Annotated in this window: 20 protein-coding genes; 11 read left to right on the top strand and 9 right to left on the bottom strand. The window is 46.8% G+C overall.

Annotated features, from left to right (window positions below):
• Positions 1-18 precede the first annotated feature (18 nt).
• Together ACOIT5_RS11385 and ACOIT5_RS11380 are read right to left on the bottom strand one after the other, a co-directional pair.
• Positions 19-1,209 carry an ABC transporter permease gene (locus ACOIT5_RS11385; RefSeq protein ID WP_423126281.1) on the bottom strand — a complete coding sequence of 397 codons (1,191 nt, stop codon included), beginning with the start codon at positions 1,207-1,209 and terminating at the stop codon, positions 19-21.
• Positions 1,210-1,303: 94 nt separating this feature from the next.
• On the bottom strand, positions 1,304-2,290 hold the full coding sequence (locus tag ACOIT5_RS11380; protein ID WP_423126280.1) for a lysylphosphatidylglycerol synthase transmembrane domain-containing protein: 987 nt from the start codon (positions 2,288-2,290) through the stop codon (positions 1,304-1,306).
• A 198-nt stretch (positions 2,291-2,488) separates the two neighbouring features.
• Between ACOIT5_RS11380 and rsmA the strand changes: the two genes are divergently transcribed.
• The 5 genes from rsmA to ACOIT5_RS11355 all read left to right on the top strand — a co-directional run bounded on the left by rsmA (position 2,489) and on the right by ACOIT5_RS11355 (position 7,004).
• Complete coding sequence (gene rsmA, locus ACOIT5_RS11375; protein ID WP_423126279.1) at positions 2,489-3,271, top strand: 16S rRNA (adenine(1518)-N(6)/adenine(1519)-N(6))-dimethyltransferase RsmA; 783 nt, start codon at positions 2,489-2,491, stop codon at positions 3,269-3,271.
• 4 nt (positions 3,272-3,275) lie between these two features.
• Positions 3,276-4,634: a magnesium transporter gene (gene mgtE / locus ACOIT5_RS11370; protein WP_423130595.1), complete on the top strand. Its 1,359-nt coding sequence runs from the start codon at positions 3,276-3,278 to the stop codon at positions 4,632-4,634.
• The gene (locus ACOIT5_RS11365; protein WP_423130594.1) at positions 4,635-5,087 is read left to right on the top strand and encodes an ATP-dependent zinc protease family protein; all 453 of its coding nucleotides are present in this window, start codon (positions 4,635-4,637) and stop codon (positions 5,085-5,087) included.
• 77 nt (positions 5,088-5,164) lie between these two features.
• Positions 5,165-6,037 carry a 30S ribosomal protein S6--L-glutamate ligase gene (gene rimK, locus ACOIT5_RS11360; protein ID WP_423130593.1) on the top strand — a complete coding sequence of 291 codons (873 nt, stop codon included), beginning with the start codon at positions 5,165-5,167 and terminating at the stop codon, positions 6,035-6,037.
• A 4-nt stretch (positions 6,038-6,041) separates the two neighbouring features.
• Positions 6,042-7,004, top strand: coding sequence for a succinylglutamate desuccinylase/aspartoacylase family protein (locus tag ACOIT5_RS11355; protein WP_423130592.1), 963 nt, complete (start codon positions 6,042-6,044; stop codon positions 7,002-7,004).
• 43 nt (positions 7,005-7,047) lie between these two features.
• On the opposite strand, the gene ACOIT5_RS11350 is transcribed toward ACOIT5_RS11355, so the two are convergent.
• The 3 genes from ACOIT5_RS11350 to ACOIT5_RS11340 all read right to left on the bottom strand — a co-directional run bounded on the left by ACOIT5_RS11350 (position 7,048) and on the right by ACOIT5_RS11340 (position 10,323).
• Positions 7,048-7,935 (bottom strand): type IX secretion system membrane protein PorP/SprF, encoded by an 888-nt coding sequence (locus tag ACOIT5_RS11350; protein ID WP_423130591.1) that lies wholly within the window; start codon positions 7,933-7,935, stop codon positions 7,048-7,050.
• Between the two features lie 48 nt (positions 7,936-7,983).
• Positions 7,984-8,823: a type IX secretion system membrane protein PorP/SprF gene (locus ACOIT5_RS11345; protein WP_423130590.1), complete on the bottom strand. Its 840-nt coding sequence runs from the start codon at positions 8,821-8,823 to the stop codon at positions 7,984-7,986.
• A 186-nt stretch (positions 8,824-9,009) separates the two neighbouring features.
• Positions 9,010-10,323: a DNA recombination protein RmuC gene (locus ACOIT5_RS11340; RefSeq protein ID WP_423130589.1), complete on the bottom strand. Its 1,314-nt coding sequence runs from the start codon at positions 10,321-10,323 to the stop codon at positions 9,010-9,012.
• 104 nt (positions 10,324-10,427) lie between these two features.
• Here ACOIT5_RS11340 and ACOIT5_RS11335 point away from each other — a divergent pair, with 104 nt between their 5' ends.
• Together ACOIT5_RS11335 and ACOIT5_RS11330 are read left to right on the top strand one after the other, a co-directional pair.
• Positions 10,428-11,090: a uracil-DNA glycosylase gene (locus tag ACOIT5_RS11335; protein ID WP_423130588.1), complete on the top strand. Its 663-nt coding sequence runs from the start codon at positions 10,428-10,430 to the stop codon at positions 11,088-11,090.
• A gap of 297 nt (positions 11,091-11,387) precedes the next feature.
• Complete coding sequence (locus ACOIT5_RS11330) at positions 11,388-12,653, top strand: DEAD/DEAH box helicase (RefSeq protein ID WP_423130587.1); 1,266 nt, start codon at positions 11,388-11,390, stop codon at positions 12,651-12,653.
• A gap of 90 nt (positions 12,654-12,743) precedes the next feature.
• On the opposite strand, the gene ACOIT5_RS11325 is transcribed toward ACOIT5_RS11330, so the two are convergent.
• The 3 genes from ACOIT5_RS11325 to ACOIT5_RS11315 all read right to left on the bottom strand — a co-directional run bounded on the left by ACOIT5_RS11325 (position 12,744) and on the right by ACOIT5_RS11315 (position 15,857).
• Entirely contained in the window at positions 12,744-13,826 is a 1,083-nt protein-coding gene (locus ACOIT5_RS11325; RefSeq protein WP_423130586.1) for a 3-oxoacyl-ACP synthase III family protein, read from the bottom strand.
• Between the two features lie 29 nt (positions 13,827-13,855).
• Entirely contained in the window at positions 13,856-14,608 is a 753-nt protein-coding gene (locus ACOIT5_RS11320) for a UDP-2,3-diacylglucosamine diphosphatase (RefSeq protein ID WP_423130585.1), read from the bottom strand.
• 100 nt (positions 14,609-14,708) lie between these two features.
• On the bottom strand, positions 14,709-15,857 hold the full coding sequence (locus tag ACOIT5_RS11315; protein WP_423130584.1) for a thioredoxin-like domain-containing protein: 1,149 nt from the start codon (positions 15,855-15,857) through the stop codon (positions 14,709-14,711).
• Between the two features lie 165 nt (positions 15,858-16,022).
• Between ACOIT5_RS11315 and ACOIT5_RS11310 the strand changes: the two genes are divergently transcribed.
• The 3 genes from ACOIT5_RS11310 to ACOIT5_RS11300 all read left to right on the top strand — a co-directional run bounded on the left by ACOIT5_RS11310 (position 16,023) and on the right by ACOIT5_RS11300 (position 18,991).
• Positions 16,023-16,976, top strand: a complete 954-nt coding sequence (locus ACOIT5_RS11310) for a bifunctional riboflavin kinase/FAD synthetase (RefSeq protein WP_423130583.1) — start codon at positions 16,023-16,025, stop codon at positions 16,974-16,976.
• A gap of 111 nt (positions 16,977-17,087) precedes the next feature.
• The gene (ahcY, locus tag ACOIT5_RS11305) at positions 17,088-18,506 is read left to right on the top strand and encodes an adenosylhomocysteinase (protein WP_423130582.1); all 1,419 of its coding nucleotides are present in this window, start codon (positions 17,088-17,090) and stop codon (positions 18,504-18,506) included.
• A 53-nt stretch (positions 18,507-18,559) separates the two neighbouring features.
• Positions 18,560-18,991, top strand: a complete 432-nt coding sequence (locus tag ACOIT5_RS11300; protein ID WP_423130581.1) for a hypothetical protein — start codon at positions 18,560-18,562, stop codon at positions 18,989-18,991.
• A 19-nt stretch (positions 18,992-19,010) separates the two neighbouring features.
• Here ACOIT5_RS11300 and ACOIT5_RS11295 read toward each other — a convergent pair whose 3' ends face one another.
• The gene (locus tag ACOIT5_RS11295; protein ID WP_423130580.1) at positions 19,011-19,442 is read right to left on the bottom strand and encodes a hypothetical protein; all 432 of its coding nucleotides are present in this window, start codon (positions 19,440-19,442) and stop codon (positions 19,011-19,013) included.
• Positions 19,443-19,514: 72 nt separating this feature from the next.
• Here ACOIT5_RS11295 and ACOIT5_RS11290 point away from each other — a divergent pair, with 72 nt between their 5' ends.
• Positions 19,515-19,916, top strand: coding sequence for a hypothetical protein (locus ACOIT5_RS11290; protein ID WP_423130579.1), 402 nt, complete (start codon positions 19,515-19,517; stop codon positions 19,914-19,916).
• Positions 19,917-20,080 lie beyond the last annotated feature (164 nt).

Below are 20,080 nucleotides of genomic sequence, written 5' to 3'. Positions count from 1 at the left end.
CACAAAACGATGGATCGCTTATTCGAAGCGGATGGTTTTTTCAGGCGCAATTCGCCCGACGATATACGAAGGGCCAAGCAACATCAGCATTGTAACGGCCAAAGCGCCGATATTCAGCAGGACAAGGTGCGAAACAAGCAGGTTTACCGGCACGGTATCCACATAATAGGACGCCGGGTCGAGGTGAATAATCTTCAGGTAATGTTGTGCCAGGCAAATCAGGACACCGAGTATATTTCCCCAGAGTAAGCCTTCTCCCACTAAAAAAGCCGAGAGGTACATAAAAACCCGCCGAATATTGAAATTGGCGGCTCCCATCGATTTCAATATCCCGATCATCTGCGTACGTTCCAGGATGATCACCAGCAAACCCGAAATCATATTGAAACCGGCTACCAAAACCATGAGCGCCAGGATAATCCAGACATTCATATCAAGCAGGTTCAGCCAATCAAAAATATACGGAAACTTATGCTTGACATTTACCACCCGCAGCATCGGCGAGTCCTGCTTCAGCGAGGTCAGCACCAGGTTTCGCACCTGGTAATCCAGTTCATCCACCTTATCCAGCTGGTCGACAAACAATTCGAAGCCGGTAATCTGGTCGTCATCCCACGAATTCAACCTTTGCACATGCCTCAGATCAACCAGTACAAACATCCGGTCGAACTCTTCGAGGCCTGTCCGGTAAATGCCGCCAACTGTAAACTGACGGATACGCGGCACCTTTTCGCCGGAGTTCAGAAAATACATACGAAAGCGGTCGCCCAGTTTCAATTTCAGCAACAGCGAAATCTGTTCCGAGATCCAAACATCGTCGGTCCGGGCCGAATCGAGCCTGATTTGGGCGCCCTCCACCCTGTTTTTCTCAAAGAAACTCCAGTCAAAATCGGCGGCAACTCCTTTCAGAACCACCCCCTGAATATCGTCATCCGCCTTAATCATGCCCGGCTTGGTGGCGAACTGCTGGATATGCCTGATCCCTTGAAAATTTTTCAGCTGAGGCAGGAAATCCTGCCTGCTGCTGATCGGATCGGTTTGGTACGACTGGTTACTGTCGTAACTCACAATTTGCAGATGGGCGGCAAAACCGTTTACTTTTCCCTCTATTTCGCGCTGAAACCCCGTGACAATCGAAATGGCCAGAATCATCACCACCATGCCCAAACTAATGCCGGCCACGGCCAAGCGGACAATTCTCCGGGACATCCGCTGGGATTGGTCCTTTGAAGAAAATAAACGGCGCGCTATAAACAATTCTGTATTCAAGGATTTGCTCTGTTTGCCCGTAAAACTACAAACTTTAATTTGTTCTGCGGTTAATAAACGGTAAGATCAGCAAAGAAATTACCCCCAGCAGGATTTGCATGGCAGTCATAGTGCCGTGTGCCAGGAACGCAAAGATCACGCCGTCGGTTTTGGCCACCCCGTAAACCAACAGGGCCTGCATCACCATAAAATGCCAGGCGCCAATACCTCCCTGCACCGGTGCGGCCATGCCGAAGCTGCTAAGCACAAACACGGTTAAACCTGCGATCACCGTCAGGTGCGAAGTAAATTCAAAAGAGAAAAAAACGACATACAGCATCAGGAAATACATCAACCAGATAAACAGGGTGTGAAAAATAAACGCCCCTTTGTGTTTCATATCTTTGATGGTTCGCAAGCCTTCGCCAAACTTCGACAGGATGCCATTGAGTTTACTAAAGATGCCTGATTTTTTAATTTTCCTGCGAAAGAAAAAGATCCCTGCAACCAAGGTCCCGGTTATCACTAAAATCCAAATCATTAAGCCTGTATTTCCCAGTTTTTCCCTGATGCCCGGGTTATTTTCAAGAAATTCCAAAACTTTCCCGAATTGGGTGACCACCGCCACCGAAGCCAATAACAGCAGCATGACCACATCGATGATGCGTTCGGTAACAACGGTCCCAACCAATTTGGTAAACGATATATTTTCGTACCGGGACAATACGCCGCAACGCGAAATCTCTCCCATCCTGGGCAACACCAGATTCATCAGGTAACCAACCATCACCGACAAAAACGTGTTAAACACACGGGGTTTATGTCCCAGAGGTTCAATCATTAATGCCCACCTCAGGGTCCGGCTGATGTGGCTCAATATGCCCAAAACGATGGCAATCCAGATCCACAGGTAATCAACATCATTTTTAAGAATTGATTTTATCCGATCAACATCCTGATCTTTATACACCAACCAGAAAAGAAGTATCCCAAAGGCAAAAAAGGCAAGAAATTTAATAAGTTGTAGAAGCTTCTGTTTCAAAATGAACTTGTTTATTTCTGAAAATACGCTAATTTTAAAAACCTTTAAGGCAATCTCAGAGGTTTTATTAAGTACTTTTATAAATTTGCACGCCTTTAAAACGGCAAAATTCGCTGACAAAAATACAGATTTGTTTTAAATCGCACCTGTTTTTGGCAACATATTCATCAATGCTTATAATGGAAGACGGAGACAGTAATGACCATAGTACGGGCCAAAAAAAACTTAGGTCAACATTTTTTGAAGGACAAAAATATCGCCCAAAAGATTGTTGACAGCTTGCAGGCCAACCAAACACCTGATGTTTTGGAAGTTGGCCCGGGCATGGGTGTTCTCACCCAATTTTTGCTAAAAAAATCAGCTTACCGCACCACCGTTGTCGAGATCGACAACGAATCGGTCGTCTACCTGAAAGAGCATTTCCCGGAGTTGGGTGACCGGATTCTCTCAAAAGATTTTTTAAAACTGAAACTGTCGGATTATTTTCCCGGACAGTTTGCTTTAATCGGAAATTTCCCCTACAACATATCATCCCAGATTTTCTTTAAACTACTGGAATACAAAGATCTGATCCCCGAGTCGGTCGGGATGATCCAAAAAGAAGTTGCCGAACGCCTGAGCGCCGGTCCGGGTTCAAAAACCTATGGTATCCTGAGTGTCTTTCTTCAGGCCTATTACCGGATCGAATACCTCTTTACCGTACCCGAGCATGTTTTTATTCCGCCGCCAAAAGTAAAGTCGGCTGTTATCCGCCTGGTGCGTAACCAGCGCGAAAAGCTCGATTGCGACGAGGCCTTGTTTTTCAAGATTGTAAAAACCGCTTTTAACCAGCGGCGTAAAACCATGCGTAACTCGCTCAAGTCATTTCTGACGGATGAAGAACTGAAGCGCTCAGCCATTTTCGACAAACGCCCCGAACAACTGAGCGTGGGTGAATTTGAACAGTTAACCCGGCTGATTGCCAATCAGCCAAAACCATGAAACCATGAAGTTCGAATTAAACAGAGAGTTTATTGACAAGCTGAAAGAGCTGATCGATAAAAAAGCTGCCAAAGAAATTCTGAAAATGTTGGATGGACTGCATCCGGCCGACATTGCAGAAATCATGGAAGAGCTTAGCATGGAGGAAGCCCGGTTTCTTTACCTGCAACTGGACGGGGAGTTAGCTTCCGATGTGTTAATCGAGATTCCGGAAGCCGACCGTCGCCGGTTTCTGAAAGCCCTTCCGCCCGAAGTGATCGCCCGGCAGTTTATCGAACACATGGACTCCGATGATGCCGCGGATATTGTGGGCGACCTGGAAGAAGCCATCCAGGAAGCCGTTTTGCTCGAAATTGAAGACAAAGAACAAGCCGGTGACATTGCCGACCTGCTCGAATACGACGAAGATACCGCCGGGGGTTTGATGGCCAAAGAATTGGTGAAAGTAAACGAAAACTGGACCGTCCAGACTTGTCTGAAAGAAATTTCCATCCAGGCAGAAGAAATCGACGAGATTTATTACGTGTATGTTGTTGACGATGACAATATCCTGAAAGGCATCCTTTCGCTGTCCCGATTAATCCAGAAACCGACGCACACGAAGGTGAAAAACCTGGTTTACGACGAAATTCATGCGGTGAAAACCGACACCCGGCAGGAAGAAGTGGCCCAGATCATGGAAAAATACGACCTCGTTGTTTTGCCCGTCGTCGATCACATCGGCCGGCTGAAAGGCCGCATTACCATTGACGACGTGGTGGATGTTATCCGCGAGGAAGCCGGGAAAGACTATCAAATGGTTTCGGGGATCACCGGCGATGTGGAATCAGGCGACCGGATCTGGCAACAAACCCGCGCCCGCATCCCCTGGCTGCTGATCGGTACCATGGGTGGTATTTTAGGCGCCCGGGTGCTGGGCGCCAATGCCGGTACGCTCGACAAGATTCCGGCGATGGCCTTTTTCATACCGCTCATTGCAGCAACAGCCGGGAATGTAGGCGTACAATCCTCATCCATCGTTGTGCAAACCATTGCCAGCGGTTCGCGCGATTTCGACTCGTTTGGGAAGAAACTGATCAAAGAACTGGCTGTCGGCCTGATCACCGCCTTATTCTTCTCCAGCGTGATCTTCGCCTATAACTTCTTTTTCAGCAACAATTTCAACCTGACTATGGCGGTGAGCTGCACGCTGTTTATCGTGATCATCTTCGCCTCCATGTTCGGAACCATCATCCCGCTGTTGCTCAACAAGCTAAAAATTGACCCGGCGCTGGCCACCGGCCCGTTTATCACTACCAGCAACGACATCCTCGGGCTTATGCTCTACATGCTGGTTGCACGCTTCTTTTTTGACATGATTTAGATGAAAACAAAAATACTGATCGGCCGGCAGGACATTGCCGAATTTACGGAACTTCAACTGGAAAACATCGAGGTGAAAGTAGACACCGGAGCTTACACCTCCAGCTTTCATTGTCACGATATCGAGGTAATCAACCTGAACGGAGCAAAAAAACTGCGCTGCCTTTTTTTAGATCCCGAACATGAAAAATATCATCATAAAGAATTTATCTTTGACCGCTTTTCCAAAAAAAAAATACGCAGTTCAAACGGCCAATTGGAAGAGCGTTTTTGCATTAATACCACCATCCTGCTTTTCGGCCGGGAAATGCCGCTGGAGCTAACATTAACAGAGCGCGGACAAATGCGGTTCCCGGTTTTGCTGGGACGAAAGTTTCTCTCCCCGAGGTTTGTGGTCGACAGCTCGAAACGAAACCTGTCTGCAAAAAACGTGGTGAAACAGATTCAAGTCTGAAAAACAAAATAAATGGATTCGAAAACAGTCCTGTGCCCGAATAAAAACGAAAAACAGATCTAATTAAACAATACAAGGTGAAAATTGTCATTTTATCCAGAAACCAGCATCTCTACTCAACCAAGCGACTGGTAGAAGCAGGCGAAAAAAAAGGCCACGAAATGCTGGTCGTCGACCATTCCAAGTGCGACCTGGTCATCGAAAAGAAGAGGCCGGCGATCTTCTACAAAGGCAACCTGCTCGAGCATGTCGATGCCGTCATTCCCCGGATCGGGGCATCGGTTACCTTTTACGGAACGGCCGTTGTCCGCCAGTTTGAAATGATGAAGGTATTCACAGCCATCGAATCACAGGCGCTGGTCCGCTCGCGCGACAAACTACGCAGCCTGCAAATTCTCAGCCGGGCCGGACTGGGACTGCCAAAAACAGTCTTCACCAACTACTCGCGCAATGTGAAAGACATTGTAAAAAGTGTTGGCGGAGCCCCTGTGGTTATTAAACTGCTGGAGGGCACCCAGGGACTCGGCGTCGTGCTGGCCGAAACGGAAAATGCGGCAGAATCGGTCATCGAGGCTTTTAACGGACTGAAGGCCCGCGTGATCGTGCAGGAATTTATCGCCGAAGCCAAAGGATCGGATATCCGCGCTTTTGTGGTTGACGGAGTGGTGATTGGGGCGATGAAACGGCAGGGGAAAAAAGGTGAGTTCCGCTCTAACCTCCATCGCGGCGGCACAGCGAGCGTGATTGAATTAACCGAAGACGAAGAAAATACCGCGCTGAAAGCCGCCCGCGTCATGGGCCTGGGCATTGCCGGAGTCGACATGCTGCAATCCAATCATGGCCCGCTGATCCTGGAAGTTAACTCGTCTCCCGGCCTCGAAGGCATTGAAGCCGCTACCGGGAAAGATATCGCCAACAGCATCATCCGGTACGTTGAACGAAACGTATAATCACATGAATACAAACGCGCCCTTAACGATTTTAGGAACCCCGGTAAAACCAGGCAAAAAAACAATGGTCAGTCTGGATATCATCCGCCTGCACACCCACAACAAAATTGAAGTGCCTGTTATTATTGAACGCGGCAAACAAGATGGCCCGGTATTACTGCTCATTGCCGGAATTCACGGGAATGAGGTGAACGGCGTGGAGATCATTCGCAGCCTGATCGCCAAAAAGCTGAACAAACCCGAACGGGGCACGGTGATCTGTATCCCCGCACTCAACGTGTTTGGCTTTTTAAAGCAAACCCGTGAGTTTCCCGACGGCAAAGATCTGAACCGGATGTTTCCGGGAAACAGGAACGGCTCGCTGGCCAGCCTGTTTGCCTGGCACCTGATGAACCGGATTTTGCCGCTGGCCGATTACTGCATCGATTTTCACACCGGTGGGGCTAACCGTTTTAACAGTTCGCAAATCCGCGTCAGTAAAGGAAAACCTGAACTGTTGGAACTGGCCGGCATCTTTAATCCCCGTTTTATCGTTTATGCTCCCGACCGCGAAAAATCATTCCGTGAGGCGGCTACCCAATTAGGCAAAAAGGTGCTTTTATTCGAAGGCGGCAAGTCGCTCGACATCCACAACCGGATCACGCAACGCGGAACTGTCGGCATCATGAAGATCATGCACCACCTGAACATGCGCGACTTCAGCGCTGAACTCAGCCCGTTTAACCAGAACGGCTCCGTTCTGATCCGCGAATCGGGCTGGATACGCGCCAGGCAAGGCGGCATGTTCCGTTTTCATGTAAAAGACGGCGCCAAAGTAGAGAAAGGCGATGTGATTGGCAGCATCTCCGACCCGTACGGGCAATACGAGCACCAGGTGAAAATACCGGCCAGCGGCTATATCATCGGCTTAAACCACGCTCCCATTGTGTACCAGGGCGATGCGCTGATACACCTGGGAAAAATCTGAGCCTGCCCCTCAGAGATTCCCGTTCCGTATATTCCATCACGTTTTAGCGGATGCGCACAGATAATAAAAATTCGTGCAGGTTCAGGGAATCGCTGTCAAACAGCCTGGAGAAACTGTAATGATAGCCGACCCGGAACTTTCCGTTGATATCGCCGCCCAGCATAACCGAATGCAGATCATTAAAATCGAGGCTGCTGTAGCCTGCCCATAAACGCTCGTGATATTTAAAGAAAACACCGGCATAGGTATCGGTATTCCCTTTTTCAAGATCAACCAGCAGGTTTGGTTCAATCCGCAGTTTTTCGCTCACGGGAAACCGGTAAGCGCCAAGCAGGGTATACACATCGTCCGGACCGGCCCATGACGGGTAGGAAGGATGATTAACTTCTTTTTTCAACTCGTCATACCGGGCATAACTCATTCCCAAATCCAGCCGGGCCGCGTTGAAAAACAAACCCAGGCCGGATTTCAGGTAGACCCATTTTTCCGGCTCCAAGCCTGAGGGAGAACCCGGCTCAAGCATATACTCATCCAGATTATATTTATAATTCAGGATTCCTGTACCGAACCCGACACTCAGCCGACCTTTTTCTTTCAAGGACACCGTATAGGCGTAGCTCAGTTGCCAAAGAGACAGGTCGATGATCGAAAATTCTTCTTTTTCAAAATTAAACCCGACTGAACCGATTTTTGGACTGATGGTATAATCGGCCCCGGCGGTAAACCCGTTTAAATCAGAAACCGAGTTGGTAAAAAAATAACCGCCATAAACCCAATCGGTTGGCGAACCGATTGCAGCCGGGTTTTTGAGCGGCAAACCCACCCAATAAGCGTCGTCCTGCGATTGAGCCGGCGTTACAAAACAAACAGAAATTAACGTTAAGACAAGAATCAATAAAGCGTTAACGAAAGGATAGTTGTTGTTTTTCATTGCAAGTCTGTTTAGTATTGATTATAGAATTTGAATTCACCAGCCGCTTTAGCGGATGCGCACAGACAATAAAAATTCGTGCAGGTTCAGGGAATCGCCGTCAATCGGTTTGGAAAAACTGTAATAATAGCCAATCCTGAACTTTCCCTTGATATCGCCGCCCAGCATAATTGCATGCAGATCATTGAAATTCAGACTATTGTAACCAGCCCATAAACATTCGTGATATTTAAAGAAAACGCCGGCACAGGTATCGGTATTCCCTTTTTCAAGATCAACCAGCAGGTTTGGTTCAATCCGCAGCTTTTCGCTCACGGGAAACCGGTAAGCGCCGAGCAGGGTACACACATCGCCCGGACCTGCCAACAAAGAAAGCGTAGGATCATTGATTTCGTTCTTCAACTCGTCGTACCGGGTGTAGCTCGCCCCCAAATCAAAACGACCAGAATTGAAAAACAAACCCAGGCCGGATTTCAGGTGAACCCGTTCTTTTGATTCCGTGACATAATGTCCAAATGCATTATATGGACTTGAAGGCGGTATATACCTTTGCGAGTTATGCGTATAATTCATATGTCCGGATCCTAAGCCGATACTTAAACTTCCCTTCTCCTGAAAGGATGCCGTATAGGCATAGCTCAACTGCCAAAAGGTGAGGTCGTCAATCGAAAATTCTTCTTTTTCAAAATTAAACCCGACTGAACCGATTTTTGGGCTGATGGTATAATCGGCCCCGGCGGTAAACCCGTTTAAATCAGAAACCGAGTTGGTAAAAAAATAACCGCCATAAACCCAATCGGTTGGCGAACCGATTGCAGCCGGGTTTTTGAGCGGCAAACCCACCCAATAAGCGTCGTCCTGCGATTGAGCCGGTTTAATCATACCCATAAGAATAATCGTTAAGACAAGAATACAGGAGGCGTTAAGGGAAGAAAAGTTGTGGTTTTTTTTCATTTCAGATCAGCTTAGATTAGATTGATGATAATAAAATGCAAATTAAGCATTCTATTGATAAACTGATCATGATTTCGTTGAGATTCTTTCAAAAAAACCTGAATAACTTCAACTCACCGATTACTCCTCCAGGTATTTTTGCGGAAGTTCTTTACTGGCTTTGGCGCCCAGTTCGCGCAGCTTTTCGGCCGAGCGGATCAGGTTGCCGCGACCGTCGTACAGTTTATTCATGGCCAGGTCGTAGTTTTTGCGGGTTTGATCGAGGTTACCGCCTATTTTTTCCAGATCGGCGATAAACGCGACGAACTTATCGTAAAGCGCCCCGCCCTGACGTGCAATTTCCAGGGCATTCCGGGTTTGATTTTCCTGTTGCCAGATGGACGCAATAGTACGGAGCGTGGCCAGTAAGGTGGACGGACTGACAATCACCACTTTGTTGTCCCAGGCATACGAGAATAATTCCTGGTCGGCCTCAATGGCCACGCTGAACGACGACTCGATGGGTACAAACAACAATACAAAATCGGGGCTGTTCAGGCCGGCTGCATGTTGATAATGTTTATCGCTGAGCAGCCTGATATGGTTTTTAATGCTTTGCAGGTGTTCTTTCACCTGTTTAGCCCGTTCGTCGTCACTTGTTGCGTTCACCATGCGCTCGTAAGCCACCAGCGAAACCTTCGAATCGATAATAATATGTTTCTGTTCGGGCAAATGAATGACCACATCTGGTTGCAGGCGCGAGCCGTCATCACCGGTCGTGCTGAACTGCTTTTGGTATTCGCGTCCTTCGGTAAGGCCCGAACGCTCCAGAATGCGTTCGAGAATGACCTCGCCCCAGTTGCCCTGCTTTTTTACATCACCTTTCAGCGCTTTGGTCAGGTTATTCGCTTCATCGCTGATTTTCAGATTCAGATCGTGCAGTTTTTTCAGCTCCGCCTTCAGGTCGGTTTGATCTTTCAAGCCTTTTTCATAAGTATCTTCAACCTTCTTTTCGAAAAGCTGGATTTTTTCGCGTAACGGATTCAGGATATCGCTGATGTTTTTTTGATTGACCTGTGTAAATTCCTGAGAATTCTGTTTCAGAATTTTGTGGGCGATGTTTTCAAACTCGGTGGTAAATTTCTTTTGCAAATCTTCTGTTTCCTGCTTTTGGACGGTCAGCTTTTCGCGCAGATTGGCAAATTCCACTTCGGCTCTTGCCAAACGCTGGGCCTGTTGTTCATTAACTGTTTCGGCATTTTCCAACCTGCCGGTCAAACGGTCTTTATCATCCTGCAAATAACGGACCCGCTCTTCGAGCTGAGCCTTGTTCTTTTCGTATTCGGTACGAACCGACAACGATTCATTCTCCGAGCTTTTCGATCTCAGTTTAAAAACCAAAAAAGCAACGATAAAACCAACAAGCAGTCCGGCAAGCAGATAAATTAATTCCATGTTTTTAACGATTTGATGGCTAAAAGTACAAAGAAACAAGCTGAAATTTGGAATTTGAAACATGGAACTTAAACACTATTTTAGCTTATCAAAAAAACTGCATTATGGATGTTAAAATTGAAGCCAGTTGGAAAAACCTGCTAACTAGTGAATTTGAAAAGCCCTATTTTGATAACCTCACCAAATTTGTGCACGAAGAATACCGAAATCATCAGGTTTTCCCTCCGGCCAGGCTCATTTTCAACGCGTTTGACCAATGCTCCTTCGATCAGCTGAAAGTGGTCATTCTTGGTCAGGACCCGTATCACGGACCGGGACAGGCGCATGGTTTGTGTTTTTCGGTAAACGACGGGATAGAGTTTCCGCCCAGCCTGCGCAATATCTTTAAAGAACTGCAAAGCGATGTGGGCAAAGCCATCCCGTCGAGCGGCAATTTAACTGACTGGGCCCAACAAGGCGTATTGCTTTTAAATGCCACGCTAACCGTACGCGCCCACCAGGCTGGCTCGCACCAAAAAAAAGGCTGGGAAGAATTCACCGATGCCGTCATTCATAAAATCAATGAGAAAAAAGAACACGTGGTGTTCATTTTGTGGGGCAGTTACGCGATCAGAAAAGGTGAATTAATCAACCAAACCAAACACTTGGTGCTGACTTCGGTGCACCCCTCTCCCCTGTCGGCCAGTCGCGGTTTTTTTGGCAACAAACATTTCAGCAGAACCAACGCGTTCCTGTTACAGCACGGCTTGAAACCAATTAATTGGTAGCTCTTCTCTTAAAAATCGGGCAACATGCTCCGGCAGAACACACCGGAAAACCGGTCGCTTATTAATCTTTTAACAAATCACTTAAACAAAAAAAACCGATACGGGAAAAAGCCGGATCAAAAAATATGAATCACTCATTATTAGCCACTTGATCTCTTTTCAGTTTGCAAAACACAAATAAGAACAGCCGTGAACTCGATCCAAATCGCAAAAATTTACCGGACAAAAAAGCCCATTCGGACTTAACACAAGGAATATCCGAACAATTCAGCTATCTTTGCCATCTTAAATGATTACATGACTTTTAAAGAATTAGGAATTACAGATTCCATACTGAAAGCTCTCGCAGACGAGGGCTACACCAATCCAACCCCGATACAGGAACAATCGATCCCAATTTTACTTGACGGAAAAGACCTGCTCGGCTCGGCCCAAACAGGCACAGGAAAAACCGCGGCTTTTGCGATCCCCATCCTGCAAAATCTTTATTTTAACAGGCCGCAGAGTAAAAAACCACGTAAAATACGGGCGTTAGTCGTTACCCCTACCCGGGAACTGGCCATACAAATAGCCGAAAGTTTTTCAACCTACGGAAAATATACCGACCTGAACAATACCGTGATTTTCGGCGGAGTAAAACAGGAAGCGCAAACGCAGGCTCTCCGCCGCGGTGTTGATATTCTGATTGCCACACCGGGACGGCTCCTGGATTTGATGGATCAGGGTTTTATCTCCCTGAAAGACATTCAACATTTTGTACTGGACGAAGCCGACCGGATGCTCGACATGGGTTTTGTGCACGACATCAAAAAGCTGATTGCGCGGCTTCCTGAAGACCGGCAGTCGCTTTTCTTTTCGGCAACCATGCCACCGGCCATTGTCGAGTTGTCGCAGAAAATTTTGGGAAATCCCGAGAAAGTAGTGATTAACCCGGAACAGACCACTGCTGAGAAAGTAGAACAATCCATTTTCTTCGTGAGCAAGAAATGGAAGTCGAAACTATTGGTGCATTTGATCCGGAACGAGAAGTTTGATTCAGCGCTAATTTTTTCACGCACGAAACACGGGGCCGATAAGATTGTCAAATCGTTGGAGAAAGCAGGGATTACATCGGCAGCCATTCACGGCAATAAATCGCAGGGGGCTCGACAACGGGCTTTAGGCGATTTTAAAAGCGGCCAAACGAGTATTTTGGTCGCCACGGATATTGCCGCCCGCGGCATTGATGTGGAACAGCTATCGATGGTAATCAATTACGACCTGCCGAATATCCCCGAAACCTATGTTCACCGGATCGGACGAACCGGAAGAGCCAACGCAGGCGGCACGGCTCTGTCGTTTTGCGAGGTAGAGGAACGACCATACCTGCGCGACATCCAACGGCTGATTGATCAACAGATTCCGGTTATCACCGACCATCCTTTTCCCGACGATGAAGAAGAAGTCATGCCAAAAAATTCGACGAATCACCGAAACCCGCAACAAAGAAACGGATTCTCAAATTCGGCACCTGGCCGGAGAAACGGCAACAGACATAAACCACAATTCCGGAGCCAGCGCTAACAAAGCGTCTGTTTAAACGAATTTAGCTGAAATAAAAAAGCTGTCCCGAATCATGGGGGACAGCTTTTTTTTTAGTCAAAGTATTTTATCTTACCACTTGTATACAATGGAATTTACATTCATCCCGGCGCCGACCGAACAGAGGATAATGTAATCTCCCCGATTGATCACCTGGTTTTCCATCTGACCCTTCACTATCAGGTCAAGCAGGGTTGGCACAGTTGCCGTTGACGAGTTTCCAAGCTTGTTGATGCTCATGGGCATGATGCCTTCGGGAATGTGCTTTTCTTTATACAGTTTGAACACCCCTTTTAGAATCGCTTCGTCCATTTTTTCATTGGCCTGATGGATCAGAACCTTTTTAATATCAGATAACTGCAAGCCGGCTTTTTCAATACTCTCTTTTACCACTCCCGGAACGAAGTTCAGCGCGTACACATACAACTTGTGCCCGGCCATCCGGATAAACAATTCAGTCTGATCGTAATCGGGATTCAGCGATGGCCCGAAGATGAGCAAGTTTACGTACGGGTTGCAATCGGAACGGCTGCTGTGCGAAATGATCCCGACCGGAGTTTCGCTTTCAACAGCTTCAACAATCGTCGCGCCGGCCCCGTCGGAAAAAATCATGGTATCCCGGTCGTGCGGATCGGAAATGCGCGACAAGGTGTCGGAACCAATAACCACCCCGCGCTTAAATGTTTGGCTGCGGATATACGCATCGGCAACAATCATTCCCTGCGTCCATCCCGGGCAACCGGAAATCACATCATGACAGATACAGGCCGGATTCCGGATATCCAGTTTCTTTTTTACCCGGTTGGCCAGTCCGGGAAGGGTATCAACCGAGGTGTTCCCGGGATAAACATCGCCAAAGTTATGACCAAAGATGATGAATTCGAGCGATTCCATATCGATTCCGGCCGATTCGCAGGCATTTTCTACAGCAATTGCGGCGATGTCCGAATTCACCTGATCATCAGCCACCCACCGCCGTTCTTCAATGTTGGTAATTTCATGAAACTTCTGAATAATTTCTTCATTGCTTTTGTCAAATGGTTTCCGGCTGGCCGGATCATAAAATTTGTAATCGAGAAAATACTCGTTTTTAATTACTTGTGGCGGAATACAACTCCCTGTTCCAATAATTTTTGTATAGACTTTTTTTGTCATAGCATTCAATTATTCAGACTTGCAGCCTGTTATCCATTGTATCTTTTTAATTCAACTTTTTCACCGTCAAATACCCCGTAGGAAAAGTGATGAATCCAATCTCCCAGATTGATATAACGCGAGTGTTTCCCGACGGGCAAATCAAGCAACAAATGGCGATGGCCAAATATAAAATAGTCAACCTCTTCCTGTTCGAGCGTTGATTTAGCAAAAACATACAGCCCTTCTTTATCTTCTCCTTTAAACGGTTCGCCCAGTCCTTTGGTCAACCGGCTCTTTTTCGACCAAGCATGCGCAATGGCAATCCCCAAATTTGGATGGATGTGAGAGAAAGTCCATTGAAAAAACCGGTTTGTAAATATTTTCTTCAGAAAATGATAACCGGTATCATACGGATCGAGTCCATCGCCATGAGCCAGAAAAAACTTTTTCCCGGATAAGGTAAGCCGCATTTCGTGGTAATGTACCCGTACACCCAACTCGGTTGGCAGGTAATCGAACACCCAGATATCGTGATTGCCGGTAAAAAAATGAACAGGAATCCCCGAATCGGCTATTTCTGCAATTTTTCCCAGGGCGCGGGTGAATCCGCGTGGCACAACCTTCTTGTATTCAAACCAGTAATCAAAAATATCACCCATCAGAAAAAGCGCCGATGCGTCGTTCCTGATTTCATCCAACCAACTGACGAACAGTTTTTCCCGTTCGTGATTATTTGTCAATGCCGGCGCTCCCAAATGAACGTCGGAGATGAAGTATATTTTATTTTTCTGACTGGTCAAAATTTGTGATTCCGAAACTAAAAATTTGCGGACAAAGATATCATTTATATGATTTTATCCATTCAACTTTTGTTGCAAACAACCGGATGATTAAAATCGTCTATTTCAGCCGTTCGCCGAGTATCCGGTCCAGACCGGCGCCCTTCAGGTCTTTGGCAACAATTGCCCCTTCGCGGTCGAGTAGATAATTGAACGGAACAGACTTGATGTTGTAAGTAATGACAGCGCTTGTGCTGCCTGCCATATCGCCCACGTTAATCCATTTCAATCCATCCTGATCAATTGCATCCAGCCACTCGTAGCGGTTCTCATCAATGCTTACCTGGTAGATTTCAAATCCTTTGGAACGGTATTTCTGGTACAATTCAACCAGCACCGGGTTCATAATCCGTGAACCGCGGTCGGCTGCCGACCAAAAGTGCAACAACACGTATTTCCCCTTCAACGAAGAGAGGGCAATTTCCTTCCCATCGGGGTTGGGCAATACGATATCCGGGCTGTTTTCGCCGGTTTCCTGAATGAATTTTCTGACCCTGGCATTACGCTCATCCTGCATCAATTTAAGCGTGTTGGCGTACAGGGCTTTTACGTGCTCCGATTCCGGGAAGAAGGAATTCAAGGCAGAAGCAGCAACCTTCAGCGACTGTAAATCCTGGATCACATAGGTATCGTCGTCAAATTTCTGGTAAAGCGCCAGTACGTTGGCCATGGAAAACGGATGATTTTTAACAAAATCCTGCGAGTAGGCAATCTGTGCTTCGCGCACCTTATTGTATTCTTCTTCCCACTTTTGCCTTTTTGAAGCATAATCCGGGTCGTTACGAAACGATATTTGCAACGAACGGATCGAATCCAACCGGTGTTTTGTCCGGCTTAAATGATTGGTCAACTCCTTGACCAGGACAGAACCTTCCGATCCTTCAAGCTGGTATTCCCGCGAAAAATTGGCAGCATCGCCTTTCACTTCAATCTGTTCGGCCGAGTCGACCAGCAGAGTGATGAAGTTTTTCTCGCTCAGCCTAAGCAAAAAATAAGTCGGATACTGGATGTTTCCTTTAAACTCGAATTTCCCGTCCTTTCCCAGCAAAACCGAATCGACTGTTGCTGTGGAGGTAATTTTTAACTCGTCAAGATAAATATACCTCTTCTCGGCGTTGGTGATCCGGCCATGAATCCGGTACCTGGAAGAATCATTACAGGCAACCGCAATTGTTGCCAGTACAAGCAGATATACAATAAACTTTCTCACAATTCAGAATTTTATTTTTTAGAACCGAGGGGTAAAAATAGATAATTTACGCTGCATTCGGGCGACTTCACCTAATCTTTTAGAGCACGATTTTGTTTTAGTGGTTATGTATACTGTCAGAGCCTTAAAAAATCGTATTTTTGGCACTCCAAAATCGCAGGAAGAATGAAAATTTACCATGATATTGATGATTTCCGTGTTCAGAACCCGGTACTCACCATCGGCTCCTTCGACGGGGTTCATCGCGGACATTTTAAAATCATTGAACGGTTAAAAGAAATTGCCTGCCAAAACAAAGGCGAATCGGTAATTTTCACCTTTTACCCGCATCCGCGCCTGGTGTTGTTCCCCGACGAAGGCAACCTCCGTCTGCTGACGACCCTGGATGAAAAAATCCGCCTGTTTGAAAAGGCCGGCATCGAACACCTGATTGTTTTTCCGTTCACCAAAGAATTTTCAGACCTGAGTTACACCGATTTTGTGCGCGAAATTTTAGTAAAAAAGCTCAAAATCAAAAGTTTGGTTGTAGGTTACGACCATAAATTCGGGAAGAACCGGGAAGGCGGATTCGAAATGCTGAAAAATCTCTCGCTGGTTTTTAACTTCCAGGTCGAAAAGCTCGATGTGTTATTGATGGACGACATCAACATCAGCTCGACAAAAATCAGGGATGCCCTGCAACAAGGCAACATCAGCAGGGCAAACAAATACCTCGGCTACCCGTTTACGCTGCACGGCACCGTGGTGGAAGGCCAGAAACTGGGCCGGAAACTTCAGTTCCCCACGGCCAACATTGAGGCATCCGACCCCCATAAAATTATTCCGGGCTTTGGCGTTTACGCAGTCTTTGTGAATGTGGGCGCTCAAAAATTCATGGGCATGTTAAATATCGGCACCCGCCCCACCGTGAATAAAAATGCGGACTCGCGAAGTATTGAGGTACACATTCTGAATTTCGACGGGAATCTTTACAAAAAACAAATTGAGCTTGAATTTATTCAGAAAGTACGCGAAGAACAAAAATTTGCCTCCGTTGAAGAATTAAAACTTCAACTCGAAAAAGACAAAAAATCGGTACAGCGCATCTTGGAAAAATCACTCAAACAGCCGTCGGTTTAATATTTCAACAAGCTAACGTTCAACTAAAAACCAGGAAGGCAACCAACAAATATCCCCGATAATTGCGGGAGAATAGCTATCTTTGCCCCACTCAAAAAAATTGAAGAGAACATGACAATCATGACAGAAAAACAAATTGACTACAAAGTTGCCGACATGTCGCTGGCCGGCTTTGGAAGAAAAGAAATTGAAATTGCCGAAAAAGAGATGCCCGGATTGATGTCGATCCGCAAAAAATATTCTGTGGAGAAGCCATTAAAAGGCGCCCGGATTATGGGCTCGCTCCATATGACCATTCAAACTGCCGTTTTGATTGAAACATTGGTCGAACTTGGCGCCGAAGTGCGCTGGGCAAGCTGTAACATTTTCAGCACGCAGGATCACGCTGCGGCGGCCATTGCTGCTGCCGGAATCCCGGTATTTGCCTGGAAAGGTGAAACCCTGGAAGAATACTGGTGGTGTACCGAGCAGGCGCTGAATTTTGGCAACGGCCTCGGCCCGACCCTGATTGTTGACGACGGCGGCGATGCCACCATGATGATCCACCGCGGTTACACTGCCGAGAAGGATGCGACCGTACTGGATGCGCCTGCTGAAGGAATTGATGAAATTGAACTAAACAAGGCCCTGAAAAAAATTCTGGCCGAAATGCCGCAACGCTGGACCCGGGCGGTTCCCGAAATTAAAGGCGTGAGCGAAGAAACCACCACCGGCGTTCATCGTCTTTACCAAATGATGGAGGACGGCAAACTGCTTTTCCCAGCCATCAACGTCAACGACTCGGTAACCAAATCGAAGTTCGACAACCTGTATGGCTGCCGCGAATCGCTGGCCGACGGGATTAAACGGGCAACTGATGTGATGATTGCCGGGAAAGTGGTTGTTGTTGCAGGCTATGGCGATGTTGGGAAAGGCTGCGCCCGCTCCATGCGCGGTTACGGGGCCCGGGTTATTGTCACCGAAATTGACCCGATTTGCGCTTTACAGGCCGCAATGGAAGGTTTTGAAGTAAAAACACTGGAAGAAGCTTTGACTGAAGGCAACATTTATGTCACCACCACCGGCAACAAAGATATCATTACCGCCGAACACATGGCTGCCATGAAAGACCAGGCCATTGTATGCAACATCGGGCATTTTGATAATGAAATACAGGTTGCCCGCCTGGAACGCTGGCCGGGAATTCAAAAAATCAACATCAAACCGCAGGTTGATAAATATATTTATGAAGACGGACATGCCATTTTCTTATTAGCCGAAGGACGACTGGTAAATTTGGGATGCGCCACCGGCCACCCCTCCTTTGTCATGAGCAACTCATTTACCAATCAAACACTGGCCCAAATTGAACTTTGGAAAAACAATTACGCGGTTGATGTTTACCGCTTACCCAAACAACTGGACGAAGAAGTAGCCCGCTTACACCTGGAGCAACTAGGCGTAAAGCTGACCCGGCTCTCCAAAGAACAAGCTGATTATCTTGGCGTTCCGCAGGAAGGACCTTACAAACCGGAACACTACCGATATTAAAATCGTGAAAAAAAAGCAGCCGTTCGGCTGCTTTTTTTATTAACTTCAGGCCCATGCAGGATAAAAAAATAAACGAGCAGGTCGTCCTGAATACCTTTATGAAACTGATGGATGATTTCCCTGCCGGGAAGATTGTGCCCGGCGAATCTCCTGATTTCCTCCTCAAACTAAAACCCCGGAAGGCCATTGGCATTGAACTGACCGAGCTGAAAGGGCAGGATTTCCACAACCACACCGGACGGCTCATCGAACCCGGCAATGCCTTATTTCACATCCGCAACACCATCCTGGCCAAGGAAGAAAAATTACACCTCTACAAAAAAAAGAAACTCTGGCAACTTTGGCTGCTCATCCACCTGGAGGCCTTAACTCCCAACCTGAATTTCAGGATTGAAAATAAGCTGGACCAGCTACATCTCAATTCAGGCTTCGACCGTATTTTTCTGATCGAGTTGGCGCGTAACCGGCTTTACCAATTGCTCTGACTGTGGGGGAATCATTTTCTTAATTGGTAACAATCAGCATATTTCCCGACTGGCTGACATTATAGGGTTTCAAAGGTTCTTTTGCCGGACCCGATCCTTCTTTTGATCCTCCCATCCATAAATTAAACTGGCTTGCGCACGACGGACAAACAGCGCGCCCCGATGCATCAGGCTCAACCCGGACAGCCGGATCAACCTCGTACGGACAGGCTGCATCGAATGCCACATAGCCGGTAGCGATATTCATCACAATTACCCCTCCGTAACCAGCCGGAAAAACAAGCAGATTTCCCGGCACCGTTAAATCATTGTTGTTGACCAGGTTGATTGTGAAATTCACCCGGACATACGGGATCGATGAGTCAAAAGAGTCTTTACAGGAGGCTACCGTCAACAGGATAAAACCCAATGTAAAACTTAAGCAGCGGGAAAACTGTTTTAAACCATTCATTTTTTATACCTTTATCACACTAAACCCGAATCGGGAACATTTATTTTATCCCGGTCTGTCAAAAGTACAAAAATGGAAGATTATATTTTTATCATCATAGCCATCATTCTGTCGGTCATTGGCGCCATCAGTCAGGGCAAAAAGAAACGGGCTGCAGAACTGGAAATGCAGAAAGCTGAGACAGATGAACCCGAACGTCCATCGGTTTTCGATGCTCTTTTCGAGGATGATTTTTTCAACGATTCCGTTCTGCCGGTCAAACCGGTTGAAACGCCTGCTCCTCCGCCACCGGTCTTTTTCCAGCCGCCTGCTCAACCAAAAATAAAAACCAAGCCGGCGGTAAAACCGGAGATGAAGAAACCGGGGGTTAAATCGGCTCCAATGAAAAGACACCCGGTCAGAAATAAAATAGCAGCTGAATTTTCACTAAAAAAAGCTGTCATCTACTCAGAAATACTGAACCGGAAATATTAGCCGCCATCCGGCAGAAACAAAAGAAAAAGCTGTTATTTATATTCACCGGCCCTTTTCGGCTAACATCCAACAGGCTCTTTCCAACGAAAGATCAGAACGATTTAGTTAGCAATTGTTTAAATGCTATTTTAAAACATGCCTCTCGTAAAAATCAAATATTTTAT

The organism is Gaoshiqia hydrogeniformans (genome assembly GCF_049347105.1).
Taxonomy (GTDB): domain Bacteria; phylum Bacteroidota; class Bacteroidia; order Bacteroidales; family Prolixibacteraceae; genus Gaoshiqia; species Gaoshiqia hydrogeniformans.
This window is presented reverse-complemented; position numbering and strand designations above follow the sequence as displayed.

Bases quoted from the DNA above. Each gene is read 5' to 3' on its own strand.
- ACOIT5_RS11355 (WP_423130592.1), top strand. From the start codon at position 6,042: ATGAATACAAACGCGCCCTTAACGATTTTAGGAACCCCGGTAAAACCA.
- ACOIT5_RS11295 (WP_423130580.1), bottom strand. From the start codon at position 19,442: ATGAATGGTTTAAAACAGTTTTCCCGCTGCTTAAGTTTTACATTGGGT.
- ACOIT5_RS11345 (WP_423130590.1), bottom strand. From the start codon at position 8,823: ATGGGTATGATTAAACCGGCTCAATCGCAGGACGACGCTTATTGGGTG.
- mgtE (WP_423130595.1), top strand. From the start codon at position 3,276: ATGAAGTTCGAATTAAACAGAGAGTTTATTGACAAGCTGAAAGAGCTG.
- ahcY (WP_423130582.1), top strand. From the start codon at position 17,088: ATGACAATCATGACAGAAAAACAAATTGACTACAAAGTTGCCGACATG.
- ACOIT5_RS11350 (WP_423130591.1), bottom strand. From the start codon at position 7,935: ATGAAAAACAACAACTATCCTTTCGTTAACGCTTTATTGATTCTTGTC.
- rsmA (WP_423126279.1), top strand. From the start codon at position 2,489: ATGACCATAGTACGGGCCAAAAAAAACTTAGGTCAACATTTTTTGAAG.
- ACOIT5_RS11385 (WP_423126281.1), bottom strand. From the start codon at position 1,209: ATGTCCCGGAGAATTGTCCGCTTGGCCGTGGCCGGCATTAGTTTGGGC.
- ACOIT5_RS11330 (WP_423130587.1), top strand. From the start codon at position 11,388: ATGACTTTTAAAGAATTAGGAATTACAGATTCCATACTGAAAGCTCTC.
- ACOIT5_RS11365 (WP_423130594.1), top strand. From the start codon at position 4,635: ATGAAAACAAAAATACTGATCGGCCGGCAGGACATTGCCGAATTTACG.
- ACOIT5_RS11290 (WP_423130579.1), top strand. From the start codon at position 19,515: ATGGAAGATTATATTTTTATCATCATAGCCATCATTCTGTCGGTCATT.
- ACOIT5_RS11300 (WP_423130581.1), top strand. From the start codon at position 18,560: ATGCAGGATAAAAAAATAAACGAGCAGGTCGTCCTGAATACCTTTATG.
- ACOIT5_RS11325 (WP_423130586.1), bottom strand. From the start codon at position 13,826: ATGACAAAAAAAGTCTATACAAAAATTATTGGAACAGGGAGTTGTATT.
- ACOIT5_RS11335 (WP_423130588.1), top strand. From the start codon at position 10,428: ATGGATGTTAAAATTGAAGCCAGTTGGAAAAACCTGCTAACTAGTGAA.
- ACOIT5_RS11310 (WP_423130583.1), top strand. From the start codon at position 16,023: ATGAAAATTTACCATGATATTGATGATTTCCGTGTTCAGAACCCGGTA.
- ACOIT5_RS11340 (WP_423130589.1), bottom strand. From the start codon at position 10,323: ATGGAATTAATTTATCTGCTTGCCGGACTGCTTGTTGGTTTTATCGTT.